Here is a 15,506-nt window from a genome sequence, read left to right on the forward strand (position 1 = left end):
GACCGCCATGTCCGCCGTCGTCCTGCTCGGGGTCGGGACCGTGTGGGCAACCGCACTGCCGGCCGCCGCGGCCGACCCCGCCGCGCTCGAGGTGAACAAGCTCGTGGACGGCGGCAAGAGCGCCACGCTCGCCCCGGGCGACGAGTTCACCTTCACGATCCGGCTGGGGTGCGACGACGCCGACTGCGTCGACGCCCGCATCGAGGACACGCTGCCGGCGGAGCTCGCCGGCTTCGAGATCGTCGGGTTCAGCGCGAGCCCGCCGAACCCGGCGCCGCCGGCCGCCCCGGCGTGGGTCGTGAGCTCCACCGGCTGCGGCGGGACTCCCCCGAGCGTCGTGACCACGGATCCCCCGTGCACCGGCGCGGTGCAGTTCGTCGAGCCCCTCGCCGACGGCTCCACCGGTCTCGCCGCCGGGCAGGCGTACACGCTCACGATCACGCTCCGTGTGCCGCAGGACCTCCCGCCGACCTGGCCGTACAACGGGCAGACGATCACGAACACCGGGACCGGCACCGCGGACAACGCCACGACCTCGACGAGCAGCGCGTCGGTCGTGGTCGACGTCCCCACCACCGTCGACGTCGCGACGTCGAAGTCCTGGACGCCGACGACCGAGCGGTACTCCCCCGGCGCGGACTCCACGATCGCGCTGTCCGCGTCGAACACGTCGAACACCCCGGCGGACTCCATCGTCCTGCAGGACCCGGCGGACGCGCCGGACGGTGCGACCGCGCTGTCCGACACGAACCCGTTCCGGTTCGTGGACGCCACCGGCCCGGGTACCGTGACGGCCCCGGCCGGCGCGACCGCTGTCCAGGTCGACGCCTACGTCCTGGACCCCGCGACCAGGACCTACCGCTGGGTCCCCGGCAGCCCGGCACCGCCCGGTTCGGCCGCGCTGCCACCGGGCGTCACGGACGACCAGGTGGCCGGGCTCCGGTACACGTTCACCGCCGAGGACGGCGCCGTCCTCACGCCGGGCGACCCACCGGCGACCGTGCAGCTCGACGTGACGCAGCGTGCGACGGACCGGGACACCGACGCCGCCCTCGACGACGGCTGGACCCGTACGAACACCTCGAGCGCGACGGTCGCGGTCCCGGGGCAGGACCCGGTCACGGACGACGCGTCCGCCGACCACACCGTCACACCCACGAGCCTCGCCGCCTCCCTCACGAAGTCGATCGACCCCGCGCGTGTCCCGGCCGGCGCGTCAGCGGTCGGCACCCTGACGGCGACGAACGGCTCGGACGGTCCCGTCCAGCAGCTCACCGTCAGCGACTTGGACTACTTCACCGCCGACGTCGCCTTCGCGGGGTTCAGTGCGCCGCTCGTGTACCCGGCGACCGCGTCCGGGGCCCGGATCACGTGGCACTTCAGTGACGGTACGACCCGGACGGACGCGTTCACCGACGGCTCCACTCCGTCGGTGACGCCGCCGGACGGTACCTGGGTGACCGGCTTCTCGATCGACTACGACGGACCGATCGACGCCGGGTCGTCCGTCACCGTCCCCTTCCGCATCGACGCGTCGGCCGACGCGGTCACCGGAGACGGACCGCTCGCGACCACGAACACGGCTCGGACCACGGTGACGAACGGTGACGCGAGCGCGAGCGACAGCGCCGTCGCGCGGCTCGACGTCTTCGAGCCCGACATCGACATCGCGCTCGACAAGTCACTGAGCCCGCAGGAGCCGATCGCGCCCGGCGGCACGGTCGTCGCGCAGCTGCCCGCGACCACTAGCACCGACTCGGCGTTCGTGACCCCGACGACCATCACGGTCGAGGACGTCGCACCGACGCCGCACGACGACGCCTCGTTCTGGAACGCCTTCGACCCGGTGGCCATCGCGCCGACCCAGGTGCCGGACGGGGCCACCCTGACGATCGAGTACACGACCGACGACGGCGCGACCTGGCAGGCGCTCCCGCTCGACGGTCTGCCCGCCACGGGCCCGACGACGTTCTCCGGCACGATCCCCGCCGGGTTGCAGGGGTCCATCACCGGTCTGCGGTTCGTCTTCAGCGACCCGGACGGTTTCCCGCAGGGCACCTCCGTGCAGCCCAACGTCGTCGCGCAGGCGCGCGCCGATCAACGGTACGGCGGCGATCCGACCAGCACCCCGGACGCGGGTCCCACGAGCTACACCAACCGTGCCACGGCGCAGGGCGAGGGTTCCGTCGCCGGTGGGACGACGATCACCAGTGACGTCGTCGACGCCGAGGCCGACGCGGCGATCGAGACGACCAGCGGCGACGGCTCCGTCATCGCGGGGAAGCGCTGGACCGGCACCGACTTCACGACCGACCGCACCACCGTCGACAGCCAGTCCGGCGAGACGGTCGGCAGCGTGCTGGAGTGGGGTGCGCAGGCGACCGGCACGGACTCCATCACGGTGACCGACCCGGCGGGCGACCCGGACGACCCGGCGGACACCGCCTTCCAGGCGTTCGACCTGCGCGCCGTCGCTCCGGTGCCGCTCACTTCCGACGGCCTGTGGCGGTGGGACACCGTCTCGTCCGTCGAGCTGTTCGCCGACGGCGCCTGGTCGACGGTGCCCGCCCCGTCCGGCGGGTGGGTCGACGGCTCCGGGTTCGTCGGCTACACGCTGACCGCCGGGGAGTCCTCGGCGACGACCGGGATCCGGATCACCGTGGTGCCCGACGACGCCGCACGGACCGCGAGCACCGATCCCACCCGACCGGTCCCGGGCTCGGGCATCGCCACGAGCACCACGCCGCGGGACTTCGACCTGACGTGGCGCCTCCGGAACGAGCTCCGTGATCCGTCCTCCGCCGACAGCCGGTGGGTCAACGGCACGACGGAGTACAACCTCACCGCGCCGGGATCGATCCGCAACGCCGTCGAGGTGACGGGCGAGACCGCGGACGGGGACACCACCGCGACGGCGCAGGACGACCTCGTCCTCCTCGACCGGCCGCCGCTCGTGTCCGTCGACAAGCGCTCCGAACACGACGTCCTCCCCGTCCCCGCTCGGGGTGACGTCCCCGCCGCTGACTACCCGACGAACGACGTCACCGTGACCGCGGCGAACGAGTCGGCGTCCCGCGCCTCGTACGTCCGCGTCACCGATCCGATGCCCTGCACGCCGTCGACGGTCGCGGCGTGCACGAGCGAAGCGGACGACTGGGCAGCCGACCCCTTCGCGGAAGCCGCCTTCGGTCCCGCGAACCCGTTCGAACGCTTCACGCTCACCGGTCTGGACTTCTCGTTCGACACGGCGCAGGTGGATGCCGACGCCTCCGTCGTCACCCTGCTGCACCGCGCTGCGGACGGAACGCTGCGCACGAGCACGACCACCGTGTCCGGGGCCCGCGCCGCGACGGCGGACGCACTCGCGGACGTGGTCGGGGTGAGCGTGGTCTACCAGGGCACCGACCCCGCCACGACGGGCGGGACGATCAGCGCCGGCTCCCCGCTCGTGATGACGATGCACACCCAACTGCGGACGACCCTCCGGAGCCTCCCCGCGGTCCCCGTCACAGCGACGACCGTGACGAACCGTGCGTTCTCGCAGTCCTACGACCCCGTCCTCGCGCCGTCCGGGCAGACGAGCACCCCCACGGACACCGCGTCGGCCGACGTCCGGCTGGCACGCGGTGTGCTCGACGTCGACGCAACCAAGACGATCACGCCGGACCGGCTCCTGGAAGCCGAACGAGACACCCCCGTCGACGTTGCGCTCGGTGCGTCCCAGGGGGACGACGCCACGGTCGCGCCGAACTCGGTGACCATCGCGGACGTCGACCCGGCGTTCTGGGACGACGTCCGCCTCACCGCGTTCTCCCCGGCCGACGTGACGTTCCCGGCCGGCGCGGACCGGGTCCGTGTCGACGTGCGCCTCGACGGTTCCGACGACTGGCTGCTCGGCACGGCCTCGTCGGCGGCCTCGCTGCCGACGTCCGACCTCGCGGCGGTCACCGGCATCCGGTTCGTGTTCGACCGCGCGGACGGCGACGTCCTCTCGCACGCCACGCCGCCGACCCCGTGGACGGCCGAGGCGGTGCTGCACGTCCGCCTCCTCGCCACGGCTCGGGACGGCGGCGCGGTCGCGTTCCCGGGCACCGTGTCCGACACGAGCGACGTGACGGCGCACCGGACCGACGACACGCTCTTCCCGGATGCCACTGCGACGGCGGACGACGACCTCGTGCTCGATCCCGGCACGCACGTCCTCGACGTCGCCAAGGCGCCCCGCAACGACCAGCACACCGTCGCCGTCGGCAGCCCGGTCCCCTGGACCATCACGATGCGGAACACCGGGACGGGCATCATCACGCTCTCGTCGGTCCGCGACGAGCTTCCTGCCCTGCTCACCTGGGACGGCTCCGACCCGACCTTCGCCACGTCCGACGGCGGCACCCTGTCCACCGACGTACGGACCGCGGCGGACGACGCCGGGCGCACCGTGACCTTCACCTGGCCCGACGACGGCGACCGGATGTCCCCGGACGAGGTCTTCACCGTCACCATCCCCCTCGTCCTGCAACCGGGCCTGCAGGAGGGTGAGCGTGCGACCAACGAGGTCGTCGCGGTGACCGGGGACGACCTCGACGGGTGCACCAACACCTCGGGGAACGGCCAGGGTGTGCTCACCGGGCTCGACGCCACCGAGTGCGGCACGAGCAACTTCGTGCAGCCGACCCCGGGGCCGGCGCTCCTCACCACGAAGGCCGTGCGCGGGGACGTCGTCGACCCGATCGTCTCCGGCGCGACCGACCCGTCCTGCCTCCCGGACGACGACGGGTTCTTCCTGCCCCCGTGCACGGCGCGCACCCGCGTCGGCGGCACGGACGAGTGGCGACTGCGCGCCCGGAACACCGGCACGGTCAACCAGGACACGGTCACCTTCGTCGATGCGCTGCCCCGACCGGGTGACGTCCTCCTCGCGACCGGCTCGGCACGCGGCAGCACGTACCGCCCCGTCCTCGACGGCGACTTCGGTGTCCGCGTCCAGGCGCCCGACGGCGCGACCTCGGTCTGGCAGGTCACCACCGACGCCGACGTCTGCGCCACCCCGGCCGGGACGACCTGGCCGGCCGACACGACGTGCGACGGCAACGACTGGACGGACGGTTCCGCGTACACGGGTGACTGGGCCGCGGTCACCGGCATCCGGGTCGTCGTCGACGTGCGGACCCCGGGCGGCGTCGGCCCCGGCGGCACCGTCACGGCGGACTACCGGACGACGAACACCCCCGCGTCGGATGCGCACGCCGACGGCGTCCCCGCCAGCGTCCCACTCGGGGACCAGGTCGCGTACGACCAGGTGGGTACGACGGTCACGCTCGCGAACGGCGCGCTCCCCATCGCGCAGGCACCGGTGAAGGTCGGCGTCGCGCCGAGCGCCGGGCCGCTCCTCGTCCGCAAGGAGCTCACCGGTCCGGGCGCGTCGGACGCGCCGGACCGGTTCGACGCGGACGTCAGGTGCACCGTGGCCGGTGTCGACGTCGACATGGGTGAGGATGCGTCGGTCGCGCTGACCCGGAACGGCGGCCTGGAGGCGAGGGTCGACGGGATCCCGGTCGGCGCGTCGTGCGTCGTTTCGGAACAGGGCCCGCTCGGCTCCCACGGAGAGATCGCACGGTCCGTCACGCCGGGGACCGTCACCGTGCTCACGCCAGGGACCGCCGACGACGCGGTCCCGACGACGCAGGTGGTGACGATCACGAACACCTACGCCATCGCACCGACGCCACCGTCGCCGGCTCCGCCGACACCGGCACCGCCGACCCCGACCCCGACCCCGACCCCGACCCCGGCACCTGCGGTGCCCGGTGACCCGGGCGGATCGGCCGCCGGCCCCGGCACGGGCCTCGCCTTCACCGGCGTGGACGGCGGCGCACTCGTGTCGCTCCTCGTGGTCGCCGGACTCCTGCTCGGTTCCGGGCTGCTCCTCCGGCTCAGGGCCCGTCGAACTCGAGCGTGATCTGCGGAGCGTCGCCGAGCTCCACCCGAGCACGTCGGCGCTCCGCGGCCCGCAACGGCACGAGGTAGCCGCCGTCCTTCGGGAACAACGAGGTCGTCCAGGTCACGGTGCCGATCGTCACCCGCGCGGGGATGACGCCCCAGCCGTACGTGAGCATCGGCGCGAGGTCCGCGATCACCTCGGCGGCCTCGGGCGGCACGATCGCGAAGAAGAACGGTGACGGTCCGCGCCACTCGATGACCTCACCGCGGAACTCGAGCTCCATGCCGCGATCGTACGGCGGCGGACCTCGCACGGTGCGAGGTCGCCCGCGACACGGTGCGAGGTCGCCCGCGACACGGTGCGAGGTTCCGCGCACCGTGCAGCGGCTTTCGCCCCGCACCGTGTTCGGAACCTCGCACCGTAGGACGTCCCGCCACCGCCCGCGCTCGGGGCTGACCCGACACGCCCAGCACGTCCACATCGCGCGCCGATCGCACGCGGCCGACTTGACTGCCGTTCGAACACACGTTCGAATACCGTCGTGGGACGGCGTCGCGAGAACCGGTGGCAGCCCCCGGAGCACCCGGAGGTCGAACGTCCGCGCGCCTACTCGCTGTCCGACGACGCCCGGGGGCCCGACGTCTGCCACGCGGTGACGCCGGTGCCGGTCTGGGCATGGATCCAGTTCCCGACCTTCCACGTCCGCGTGAAGGCCTTCGCGAAGAGCTGGACGCGCGACGCCGTGCTCGTCGAGTGGGCGCAGTTCGGGCAGCAGGCCGAGGCGTGGGTGTGGCGATCGGCCGTGAAGCACCGGACCCTCCGGAGTCCGCAGAACGCATCGCGTTGACTTCCGGCCCACGCCCGAGGATCGTTCAGTGAACAGCGGTTCGGCAAGTAACTCACTGATCGAGGCATTCGGTCCCGGGTGCCGTGACCGTGAGGAGGCACCATGAAGAACGCAGCGGTGCCGTCCTGGGTCGCCCACGTGCTCACCCCACCCGAGGTCATCAGCGCCTACGTCGAGCGGCGGGTCAACGATCCCGCCCTCCTCTCGGGGGAGCACACGGAGCCCACGTACGCAGATTTCCTGCGCGACGAGTAGGCGGTCTTCCTGGAGGCCCGGATCACGTTCCGAACGGACGGAACGTGATCCGGGCCTCCTCTTCGTTCACGGGGTCGGTTGGGCACGTCGGCGTCGCGCCGACAGCGTCACGCCGACGCTCGCGGCGGTGACGCACGCCAGCGCGACGGTCTCGAGCACCGACAGTCCCTCGTGCAGCACGACCAGGCCGGCCAGCGCGGCGATCGCCGGGCCGAGGCTCTGCAGCACGCCGAACACCCGGGTCGGCATCCGCCGGAGCGCGAGCATCTCGAGGGCGTACGGCAGGACGCTCGACAGCACGGCGACGGCGCCGAAGACGACCAGGAGCACCGGCTCGCGCACCACGCCGTCGACCGCGGCGGGCAGCCCGAACGGCAACGACACGAGCATCGCGACCACCATCGACACCACGAGTCCGTCGACGCCGGGGATCGCCGCACCCACGTGCCGGTTCATCACGATGTAGCCCGCCCAGCACGCCGCGGCGAGCACGGCCCACACGACGCCACCGACCTCGGTGACGGCGGACGGTCCGACGCCGAGCAGGACCACCCCGGCGAGCGCCAGCACCGCCCACAACGCGTCACGCCACCGGCGGGTGTGCACGAGCGACAGGGCGAGCGGTCCGAGGAACTCGATCGTCACCGCGACCCCGATCGGGATGCTCGCGAAGGACAGGTAGATGAAGACGTTCATCCCGCCGAGCGCCAGCCCGAGGCCCACGGCGCCGAGCCACTGCGCGCGGGTCCAGTGCCGGACGCGTGGCCGCACGACCAGGGCGAGGACGATCGCGCCGATGACGAGCCGGAGCGTGGCGGCGCCCACGGCGCCGACGTCGTCGAAGTGGGTCTTGGCGATCGCGGCGCCGAGCTGCACGGACACCATCGCGGTGAGCGCGAGCAGCGGCGCGGGGACGCGGTTCATCCCAGGTAGGCCAGCACGGCGAGCACGCGGCGGTGGTCCTCGCCGGTGTCCTCGAGCGCGAGCTTGCCGAAGATGCTCGACACGTGCTTCTCGACCGCGCCGGTCCCGATGACCAGGGCGCGGGCGATGGCGGCGTTCGTCCGCCCCTCGGCCATCAGCCCGAGCACGTCGCGTTCGCGGGGCGTCAGCGCGGCGAGCGGGTCTCGGCGGCGGCTCATCAGCTGGGTCACGACCTCGGGGTCGAGGACGGTCCCACCGGCGGCGATCCGGCGGACGGCGTCGTCGATCTCCTCGAGGCGGGTGACACGGTCCTTGAGCAGGTACCCGATGCCGGTGGCACCGGCGGCGAGGACGTCCTCGGCGTAGGTGGCCTCGACGTACTGGGACAGCAGCAGGACGCCGGTGCCGGGTGCGATGCGTCGGGTCTCGACGGCGGCGCGGACGCCCTCGTCGGTGAAGGTCGGCGGCATCCGGACGTCCATCACCACGACGTCGGGGGCGCCGTCCGGCAGCGTCGCGAGGAACGACCGGGCGTCGGAGAACTGCGCGACGACCTCGATGCCGGCCTCGTCGAGCACCCGTGCCAGTCCTTCGCGGAGCAGGACGGCGTCGTCGACGACGACGGCCCGGATGCGTGCTGCACCCGGGCCGTCGCTCATGCCGATCAGCCTAGTGGGAGCGAAGACGCCCCCGGCCGTGTCACGACCGCTGCTGCCCCGCCGTCGGGATCCCGTTCAGCGCGCCGAGCGGGATCCGTGCGGTGGCCTCGGTGGGACCGCCCTCGGGACTCGCGACCACGAGGTCGCCGTCGAGGGCACGCATGCGACCGATCAGGCCCTCGATGCCGTGACCCTCCTGGGGGCGGGCACCGCCACGGCCGTCGTCGGTGACGCTGACGGTCAGGTACCAGAGCCCGGAGGCGTCAACCACGAGCCCGAGGTAGACCCCGGCGGTGGTCGCACGAGCGTGCTTCATCGTGTTCGTCAGGAGTTCACTCACCGTGAAGTACACGTTCCGCTGGATCTCGGTCGCGAGCTCGAGGCCCTCAGGCAGGCGGATGTCGAGACCGACCGGGATCGGGGTGCGGGCGACGAGGGCCTCGAGCGCGGCGACCAGGCCGCGGTCGAGCAGGATCGGCGGCGCGAACCCGCGGGACAGGGCGCGCAGCTCGTCGAGGGCGTCCTGCGCGTGCTCCGAGGCCTCGCCGATGAGCTGCTTCGCCTTCACCGGGTCCTTGTCGAACGCGCGCTCGGCAGCGGACAGGTCCATCCGGAGCCGGACGAGCCGCTGTTGCGGACCGTCGTGCAGGTCGCGCTCGATCTGGCGCAGGGCCTGTCCCTCGGCGGTGACCGCACCGGCTCGGGACGCCTGCAGCCCGGCGACGCGGCGCTCGAGCACCTCGGCACGGAACCCACCGAGCAGCCCGAAGTCGATCCACCAGTGCGCGATCACCGACGCCCGCGCCCACAGCGGCAGCAGCACGACCGACGCCGCCATCGACAGCAGCCCGAGGAAGCCGACACCGGTCACGAACCCGAGGCCCTCCGGGAAGTACCCGATGCGGACGTTGTTGAGCAGGTACACGCCACCGAGGGCGATGGGCCAGACGAACCCGGCGAGCAGCAGTGCGCCCGCGCCGACGGTGAACACCGCGGCCATCGGGTACACGACCGCAGCGTGCAGCAGGTAGAGCCAGTAGTGCGGGTTGGCGACCGCCGAGCCCGTCCGCGTCCACCAGTTCTGCTGCCAGCGCGGCGTCCAGTCCACCGGGCGGATCGGGCGCTTGTCGGCCCAGCCGATGCGACGCTTCTCGAACTGCCCGAGCCACCGCGCCACGAACAACGCGATGAAGAACATCAGCAGGACGAACGGGTTGAAGAGGTCGCGGAACCCGCCGCCGAAGATCGCCGCGGGGAACGCGAAGTACAGCGTGCAGAGGAGCACCGCCGTCAACGCCATGTACCCGAAGTCCCGTGGCAGGCGCTTCCAGGCGTCGCGGTAGAACGCACCGGCGGTCATGCCGGAGCCCGACCCACGGCCGCCCGCCGGCACCGAGCCGATCGGCGGAGTCGCACCCCACGACGCCGGCGGCGTCCGGTGGTCGTGCTGGCGCGGGTACTGCGGCATCGGCTTGGTGGCTCCAGGTGGGACGGAGTCGCCCAGCGGGACGGTCTGGGCCTGGTCGGGCGAGGGCGTGACGTCGTCCAGCGGGACGGTTCGCGCCTGGTCGAGGCGGTCGGTGTCGGTCATGGCTCCAGCCTCGCGATCCCGGGGCCGTTCCCCCATCCTGCCCTCTCCCCACCCTGGGTGGGGTTATCCCCCCCTCCCTCTCCACAGATCGGTCCGGGGCGACTGTCGACGCAACGCCGACCGGACATGCTCGTCCGATGAGTGATGCACTCCGGGCGCTGATCGACGCCGTCGGACTCGTGGTCGGCTCCGGCGCGGAGATCCGCTCCGACGACGAGCGGTGGACGTTCGACCTGCACACGACCGGGACACACGTCTGGGTCGCGACGCTGCACACGGCGATCTGGATCCACCGCGGCGACGGAGCAACGGTCCTGGAGGCCGGCGGTGCGGCGCTCGTCGAGCGACACCGGATGCTGTCGATCGGGACCGATGCCGACCGGTGCGGCCCGCCCCGGGTCGCACCGCAGTACGAGTTCCCGCACGAGGCGCTGTTCTCCTACACCGGCGTCCACACCGGCACGGCGACCCTCGGCCCGCTCGCCGACGAAGCCCTCGCGCTCCCGAGCCTCGCCACGACCCAGCCGCCCGGGGCACCGGCACCTGATGTCGTGCTGGCACTCCGGCACATCGGCCATCTCGACGGTGGTCGGTGGCACGGCGCGCAGCAGGACGCACTCGCGCGGCTCGTCGTCACGACGGTGCTCCGTGACAACCCGCCGCCGATGCTCGGTGACAACAGCGTGGCGAGGGTGCTCGACCGGCTCCTCGACGGCGCTGTGCGACACACGACCGTCGAACTCCTCGACGGCGTGCGGATGTCGGAACGCACGTTCGAGCGCCGCTGTGCAGCGACGACCGGGCGGACACCAGCGCAGCTCGGACGATGGTTCCGCAGCCTGGCCGTCCGGACGGCGCTCGCCGATGGGGCCGCCCCTGCGGAGGTGGCGCAGCACTTCGGGTTCAGCACCACGGCATCGATGCGGCGAGCGCTGCGACGCGTCGTGCCGCCGGAGACGCATGTCCTCCGGAGGTTCTGACGCTTCTGGTGCACGATCCCCGGGGATCCTGCACCAGAAGCGTCAGCGAACAGAATGAACATGCCCTTCCCCGGCACGCGCGACACCGCGTAGGGTCCGGGTATGCAGAACATCACGGGGGTTCGGGTGGTCTCGGCCGCGGCACTGGTCGCGGCGATCGTGTTCGGCGCGAGGGGGTTGGTGGGGACGATCTGGCTCGCACCGTGGGACCTGCCGCGGGGCGTGCTGCTCGTGGGCACCGTACTGGCCGGGCTCGCGGGGGTGCTCGTGCTCGTCGCCGCATCGCGTGCTCGGGACCGTCGAGCGCTGGCCTTCGGTGCCTCGGCGGTCGCGTTCGCGCTGCTGTGGCCCGCGCCGGGCTGGGCGACCGAGGTGCTCCTCGTCGTGGCACAGGGGGCACTCATCGCGTTCGGCGTGCTCACGATCCGCGGCGATCAGGGCGGACAGCGCGGACAGGGCGGACGGGGCGGACAGCGCACGCTCGGGTGGATCGTCACCGTGGCGGCGTCACTGTGGTTCGTCACCGCGCTGCTGTCGAGCACGGCGCTGATCCTGACGATCCCGGAGACGGCGCTGGGCGTCGTGCTCTCGGTCCCGGGGCTGCTGCAGGCCGTGGCGTACCTGGCAGCAGCCGTGCTCGTCGCCGTGCCGCTGCTCCGGACGGTCGGCCAGGGTGCCGGCGCCCTCTGGGCTTCCGCCGAGGTGCGCTGACCCAGGGAGCGACCGTGACCGACGTCGCGACCGCCGCGACCCTCAGGCGAGACCGGCGGCGACCTCGGGCGTCTCCTCCGGGATCGACCACGGCTCCGAGGTCATGCCGCCACCTCCACGGATCGCGCGCACGGTGCCGTCGGTGCCCCGGTCGTAGGTGACGTCCTCGTCGACCGACGCGAACCGGGACCCGTGCGTCATCCGCAGCGTGTCCGCGTCGACGACCTCGAGGCGGGTCGGCGACTCGAGCGGGGCCGGCGCAGTGGGATCGATCTCGAGCAGGCGCTCCCCGATGCGGGCGACGTCGGTGACGCCCCACGGGTTGGCGAAGCGGCCCGTGAAGGTGTCCGCATCGACGTCCGCCGGGATCGGGGTCCCCTCGGCGTGCTCGTCCGCCGCTGCGTCGAGCAGCTGCACGATGCCGGTCGCGAGGAGCGTCGCCGGGCCCGAGGCGGCGCTGGTCAGCACGGACACGACGAGCCCCGAGGCCGGGTCGAACAGCGACTGGGTGATGTGGCCGGGGAAGCCGCCGGAGTGTCCGCGGACCTCACGGCCGTTGATCTGCTCGGTGATGAAACCAGCGCCGTACCCCTTCGGACCGGCGGTGTCGGCCGAGCGCCAGGCGGTGCGCTGTGCGAGGCGCTTCGAGTGGTCGTCGAGGAGCGTGCCCTGCCCGATCACGTGCGCGGAGAAGTACCGGACCAGGTCGGACGCAGTGCCGTGGAAGCCCGTCGCCGCTGCCATCGCCCGGGTGTCGACGTGGTCGAGCCGGTGCCGGGTGCGCGCGGTGTGGAAGCCGGAGTACCCGACCACGAAGTCGTCCGCGCGGGACGGGTCCCAGTCCGGGCCGGTGTTCGTCAGGCCGAGCGGCTCGGTGATCTCCGCCCGGACGTACTCGTTGTACGACTTCCCCGAGACCGCGGCGATGACGAGCCCGAGCAGCGAGTACCCGAGGTTCGAGTAGTTGAACGAGGACCCGGCCGGCACCTTCTGCCCGCGGTCGAGCACGAGCGCCAGCAGCTCCGCCTCGTCCGGGAACGCCCGCAGCTGCGACCAGTAGTCGCCGTCGTGCCCGTCGCGGATGACGCCGGCGCCCATCTCCATGAGCTCGCGGACCGTCACGTCGGCGAGCGGGGACCCACCGTCGACGAGTGCCGGCACGTACGTCCCCACGGTGTCGTCGAGCCGCAGCGAGCCGCGCTCGGCGAGCTGCAGGAGCGCGGTCGCCGTGAAGGTCTTCGAGTGCGACGCGATCCGGAACAGGTCGCTCGTCGTGAGGCGTCGCCCGGCCTCGACGTCCGCGTACCCCCAGGCCTCGGAGAAGAGCTCCTCACCGCGGTACCCGATCGCGACCTGCACGCCCGGCACCCGGAGCTGCCACACCTTGTACGACACCCACTCGCGGACGTACGGCAGGACGGACTCGAGTGCGGCGCGGTTCGACATGTGCTCCAGCCTTCCATGTGCCACGCTCGATCCATGCGGCACACACCCCACTTCCTGACGACGGACGTCGGCGAGGTCAAGCGGCTCGTCGACGGCAACCCGTGGGCCACGATCGTGTCGCACACCGACGCCGGGATCGTCGCGTCGCACTACCCGGTCCTGCTCGAGACGCCGGGGCCGGACGACGACCCCGACGAGATCGTCCTGGTGTCGCACGTCGGCCGACCGGACGAAGTGGCGCACGAGCTCGGCCGCCACGAGGTCCTCGTCGTCTTCCAGGGCCCGCACGGCTACGTCTCCCCCGCCTGGTACCCGCCGGAGCAGTTCGTCCCGACCTGGAACCACGTGACCGCGCACCTGTGGGGCACGCCGGAGATCCTGTCCGACGAAGAGAACTTCCGGGTGCTCGGCGAACTCGTCGACCACTTCGAGCGGGAGATGCCGGAGCCGGTGTCGCTCGAGGTCGACGAGGAGACCGCCCGCCGGATGGCGAAGGGCACCGTGGGGATCCGCATCCGCGTGACCCGGTTCGACGCCCGCGCGAAGCTGTCGCAGAACAAGGCTCCGGAGGTCGTCGAGCGCATCGTCGCCGGGCTGCGCGGCGACGGCCCCTACGCGTCGCCGGCACTCGCCGACGAGATGGAACGAGCGCACGCTGCGCGTGTCGACGGCCTGGAGGCTCGATGAACGAGATCCTGCTCCGCACCGTCCGCAGGGTGGGCACCTCCGGGGCCCCTGCCGACGTCCGCATCGTCGACGGTCGCGTCTCCGAGATCGCACCGACCGGCACCCTCGACCCGACCGGGCCCGACACCGAGGTCGTCGAGGCCGCCGGCGCGTGGCTCGGCCCCGGCCTCCGCGACCACCACACCCACTTCGACCAGTGGGCGCTCGTCCGCCGCCGTGTCGACGTGTCCACCTGCGACTCCGCGGAGTCGACCGCGGCCCTCCTCGCCGACGTCGCACGCACCGGCGTGACGGACCGCGTGCTGATCGGACACGGCTACCGCGACGGGTTGTGGCCGACCCCTGCACGACGCGAGCTGCTCGACCAGGCCGCACCGGGCCTCCCGACCGTCGTCATCAGCGGCGACCTGCACGCGGTCTGGTGCAACGCCCTCGCACTCGAGTACTTCTCCGCCGTCGTCGGGCGACCGCTCGAGACGGGCGACGACGGCGTCCTGCGCGAGCAGGACGCGTTCGACGTGACCGGGGCGCTCTCGCAGGTGCCGGACGACCTGCTCGACGGCTACGTCGCCGACGCGGTCGAGGCCGCCGCGGCCCGCGGTGTGACGGGCATCGTCGACCTGGAGATGCGCTTCGGGCTCGACCGGTGGCGCCGCCGGATCCACGCCGGGGCCGACGCCCTCCGGGTCTCGTCCGGCGTGTACGCCACCGAGCTCGAGGACGTCATCGGCCGGGGCCTCCGCACCGGGGACGTCGTCGACGGCACCAGGGGCCTGCTCACGATGGGCCCGTTCAAGGTGGTGACGGACGGCTCGCTCGGCACCCGGACCGCTGCGATGACGGACGGTTCCGGGGTCCTCGCCTGGCCGTTCGACGAACTCGTGGCGATCACCCGCCGCGCCGTCGACGCCGGACTCGTCCCCGCGATCCACGCGATCGGCGACCGCGCGAACACCCTCGCCCTCGACGTCTTCGAGACCGTCGGCACCCGCGGCACCGTCGAGCACGCGCAACTGCTGGTCGACACCGACGTCCACCGGTTCGCGCGGCTCGGGGTCGCGGCGTCGGTGCAGCCCGAGCACGCCATGGACGACCGGGACATCGCCGACCGGCACTGGGCGGGCAGCACCGACCGGGCGTTCCCCTTCGCCGCGCTCGAGCGTGCCGGCGCGCGGCTGCTGCTCGGCTCGGACGCACCGGTCGCCCCGCTCGACCCGTGGATCTCGATGGCTGCGGCCGTCGGACGCGACCGCGACGGGCGCGAACCCTGGCACCCGGAGCAGCGGATGTCGGCGCTCGCCGCGTGGCGGGGGTCGACCGACGGGCGTGTGGGCGTCGCCGTCGGGGACCTCGCGGACCTGGTGCTCGTCGAGTCCGACCCGCTGGCGTCGTCGTCCGCCGGACTGCGCGCGATGCGGGTGCTGGCGACCGCCGTCGCCGGACGCTTCACCTACCGGGAACTCTGAGC

The 15,506-nt window shown here is 72.8% G+C and carries 12 protein-coding genes; 7 read left to right on the forward strand and 5 right to left on the reverse strand.

Translation table 11 applies throughout. The features are described 5' to 3' along the window. Positions 1 to 7: 7 nt before the first annotated feature. The gene (locus EDF19_RS01460) at positions 8 to 5,956 is read left to right on the forward strand and encodes a DUF5979 domain-containing protein (protein WP_260216953.1); all 5,949 of its coding nucleotides are present in this window, start codon (positions 8 to 10) and stop codon (positions 5,954 to 5,956) included. Here EDF19_RS01460 and EDF19_RS01465 read toward each other — a convergent pair. Beyond that, complete coding sequence (locus EDF19_RS01465) at positions 5,931 to 6,221, reverse strand: DUF1905 domain-containing protein (protein ID WP_123679179.1); 291 nt, start codon at positions 6,219 to 6,221, stop codon at positions 5,931 to 5,933. The genes EDF19_RS01460 and EDF19_RS01465 overlap by 26 nt on opposite strands. Before the next feature lie 258 nt (positions 6,222 to 6,479). Between EDF19_RS01465 and EDF19_RS01470 the strand changes: the two genes are divergently transcribed. Both EDF19_RS01470 and EDF19_RS18940 read left to right on the forward strand, forming a co-directional pair. Then, positions 6,480 to 6,785 carry a hypothetical protein gene (locus EDF19_RS01470; RefSeq protein WP_123679180.1) on the forward strand — a complete coding sequence of 102 codons (306 nt, stop codon included), beginning with the start codon at positions 6,480 to 6,482 and terminating at the stop codon, positions 6,783 to 6,785. Between the two features lie 102 nt (positions 6,786 to 6,887). Further along, positions 6,888 to 7,040: a hypothetical protein gene (locus tag EDF19_RS18940; protein ID WP_185022623.1), complete on the forward strand. Its 153-nt coding sequence runs from the start codon at positions 6,888 to 6,890 to the stop codon at positions 7,038 to 7,040. Between the two features lie 66 nt (positions 7,041 to 7,106). Here EDF19_RS18940 and EDF19_RS01475 read toward each other — a convergent pair whose 3' ends face one another. Genes EDF19_RS01475 through EDF19_RS01485 form a run of 3 tightly spaced genes read right to left on the reverse strand, consistent with a single transcriptional unit; the run spans position 7,107 to position 10,214 of the window. Further along, positions 7,107 to 7,964 carry a DMT family transporter gene (locus EDF19_RS01475; protein WP_123679181.1) on the reverse strand — a complete coding sequence of 286 codons (858 nt, stop codon included), beginning with the start codon at positions 7,962 to 7,964 and terminating at the stop codon, positions 7,107 to 7,109. Further along, positions 7,961 to 8,623, reverse strand: a complete 663-nt coding sequence (locus EDF19_RS01480; RefSeq protein WP_123679182.1) for a response regulator transcription factor — start codon at positions 8,621 to 8,623, stop codon at positions 7,961 to 7,963. The genes EDF19_RS01475 and EDF19_RS01480 overlap by 4 nt, the downstream gene beginning before the upstream one ends. Positions 8,624 to 8,663: 40 nt before the next feature. Beyond that, positions 8,664 to 10,214, reverse strand: coding sequence for a sensor histidine kinase (locus EDF19_RS01485; protein ID WP_123679183.1), 1,551 nt, complete (start codon positions 10,212 to 10,214; stop codon positions 8,664 to 8,666). Positions 10,215 to 10,351: 137 nt separating this feature from the next. On the opposite strand from EDF19_RS01485, the gene EDF19_RS01490 reads away from it, so the two are divergent. Both EDF19_RS01490 and EDF19_RS01495 read left to right on the forward strand, forming a co-directional pair. Beyond that, positions 10,352 to 11,194 carry a helix-turn-helix domain-containing protein gene (locus tag EDF19_RS01490; protein WP_123679184.1) on the forward strand — a complete coding sequence of 281 codons (843 nt, stop codon included), beginning with the start codon at positions 10,352 to 10,354 and terminating at the stop codon, positions 11,192 to 11,194. 102 nt (positions 11,195 to 11,296) lie between these two features. Next, on the forward strand, positions 11,297 to 11,905 hold the full coding sequence (locus tag EDF19_RS01495) for a hypothetical protein (protein ID WP_123679185.1): 609 nt from the start codon (positions 11,297 to 11,299) through the stop codon (positions 11,903 to 11,905). 42 nt (positions 11,906 to 11,947) lie between these two features. Here the strand turns inward: EDF19_RS01495 and EDF19_RS01500 are convergent, their stop codons facing one another. Beyond that, entirely contained in the window at positions 11,948 to 13,351 is a 1,404-nt protein-coding gene (locus EDF19_RS01500; RefSeq protein WP_123679186.1) for a serine hydrolase, read from the reverse strand. A gap of 33 nt (positions 13,352 to 13,384) precedes the next feature. Between EDF19_RS01500 and EDF19_RS01505 the strand changes: the two genes are divergently transcribed. Beyond that, positions 13,385 to 14,038 (forward strand): FMN-binding negative transcriptional regulator, encoded by a 654-nt coding sequence (locus EDF19_RS01505; protein ID WP_123679187.1) that lies wholly within the window; start codon positions 13,385 to 13,387, stop codon positions 14,036 to 14,038. Beyond that, complete coding sequence (locus EDF19_RS01510) at positions 14,035 to 15,504, forward strand: amidohydrolase (protein ID WP_123679188.1); 1,470 nt, start codon at positions 14,035 to 14,037, stop codon at positions 15,502 to 15,504. Before EDF19_RS01505 ends, EDF19_RS01510 begins: the two co-directional genes overlap by 4 nt. Positions 15,505 to 15,506 lie beyond the last annotated feature (2 nt).

The sequence above is a fragment of the Curtobacterium sp. PhB115 genome, from assembly GCF_003752025.1.
GTDB lineage: Bacteria > Actinomycetota > Actinomycetes > Actinomycetales > Microbacteriaceae > Curtobacterium.

Coding starts and splice junctions, on each gene's coding strand:
- EDF19_RS01485 (WP_123679183.1), bottom strand. CDS start 10,214: ATGACCGACACCGACCGCCTCGACCAGGCGCGAACCGTCCCGCTGGAC.
- EDF19_RS01475 (WP_123679181.1), bottom strand. CDS start 7,964: ATGAACCGCGTCCCCGCGCCGCTGCTCGCGCTCACCGCGATGGTGTCC.
- EDF19_RS01510 (WP_123679188.1), top strand. CDS start 14,035: ATGAACGAGATCCTGCTCCGCACCGTCCGCAGGGTGGGCACCTCCGGG.
- EDF19_RS01490 (WP_123679184.1), top strand. CDS start 10,352: ATGAGTGATGCACTCCGGGCGCTGATCGACGCCGTCGGACTCGTGGTC.
- EDF19_RS01465 (WP_123679179.1), bottom strand. CDS start 6,221: ATGGAGCTCGAGTTCCGCGGTGAGGTCATCGAGTGGCGCGGACCGTCA.
- EDF19_RS01480 (WP_123679182.1), bottom strand. CDS start 8,623: ATGAGCGACGGCCCGGGTGCAGCACGCATCCGGGCCGTCGTCGTCGAC.
- EDF19_RS01500 (WP_123679186.1), bottom strand. CDS start 13,351: ATGTCGAACCGCGCCGCACTCGAGTCCGTCCTGCCGTACGTCCGCGAG.
- EDF19_RS18940 (WP_185022623.1), top strand. CDS start 6,888: ATGAAGAACGCAGCGGTGCCGTCCTGGGTCGCCCACGTGCTCACCCCA.
- EDF19_RS01460 (WP_260216953.1), top strand. CDS start 8: ATGTCCGCCGTCGTCCTGCTCGGGGTCGGGACCGTGTGGGCAACCGCA.
- EDF19_RS01495 (WP_123679185.1), top strand. CDS start 11,297: ATGCAGAACATCACGGGGGTTCGGGTGGTCTCGGCCGCGGCACTGGTC.
- EDF19_RS01505 (WP_123679187.1), top strand. CDS start 13,385: ATGCGGCACACACCCCACTTCCTGACGACGGACGTCGGCGAGGTCAAG.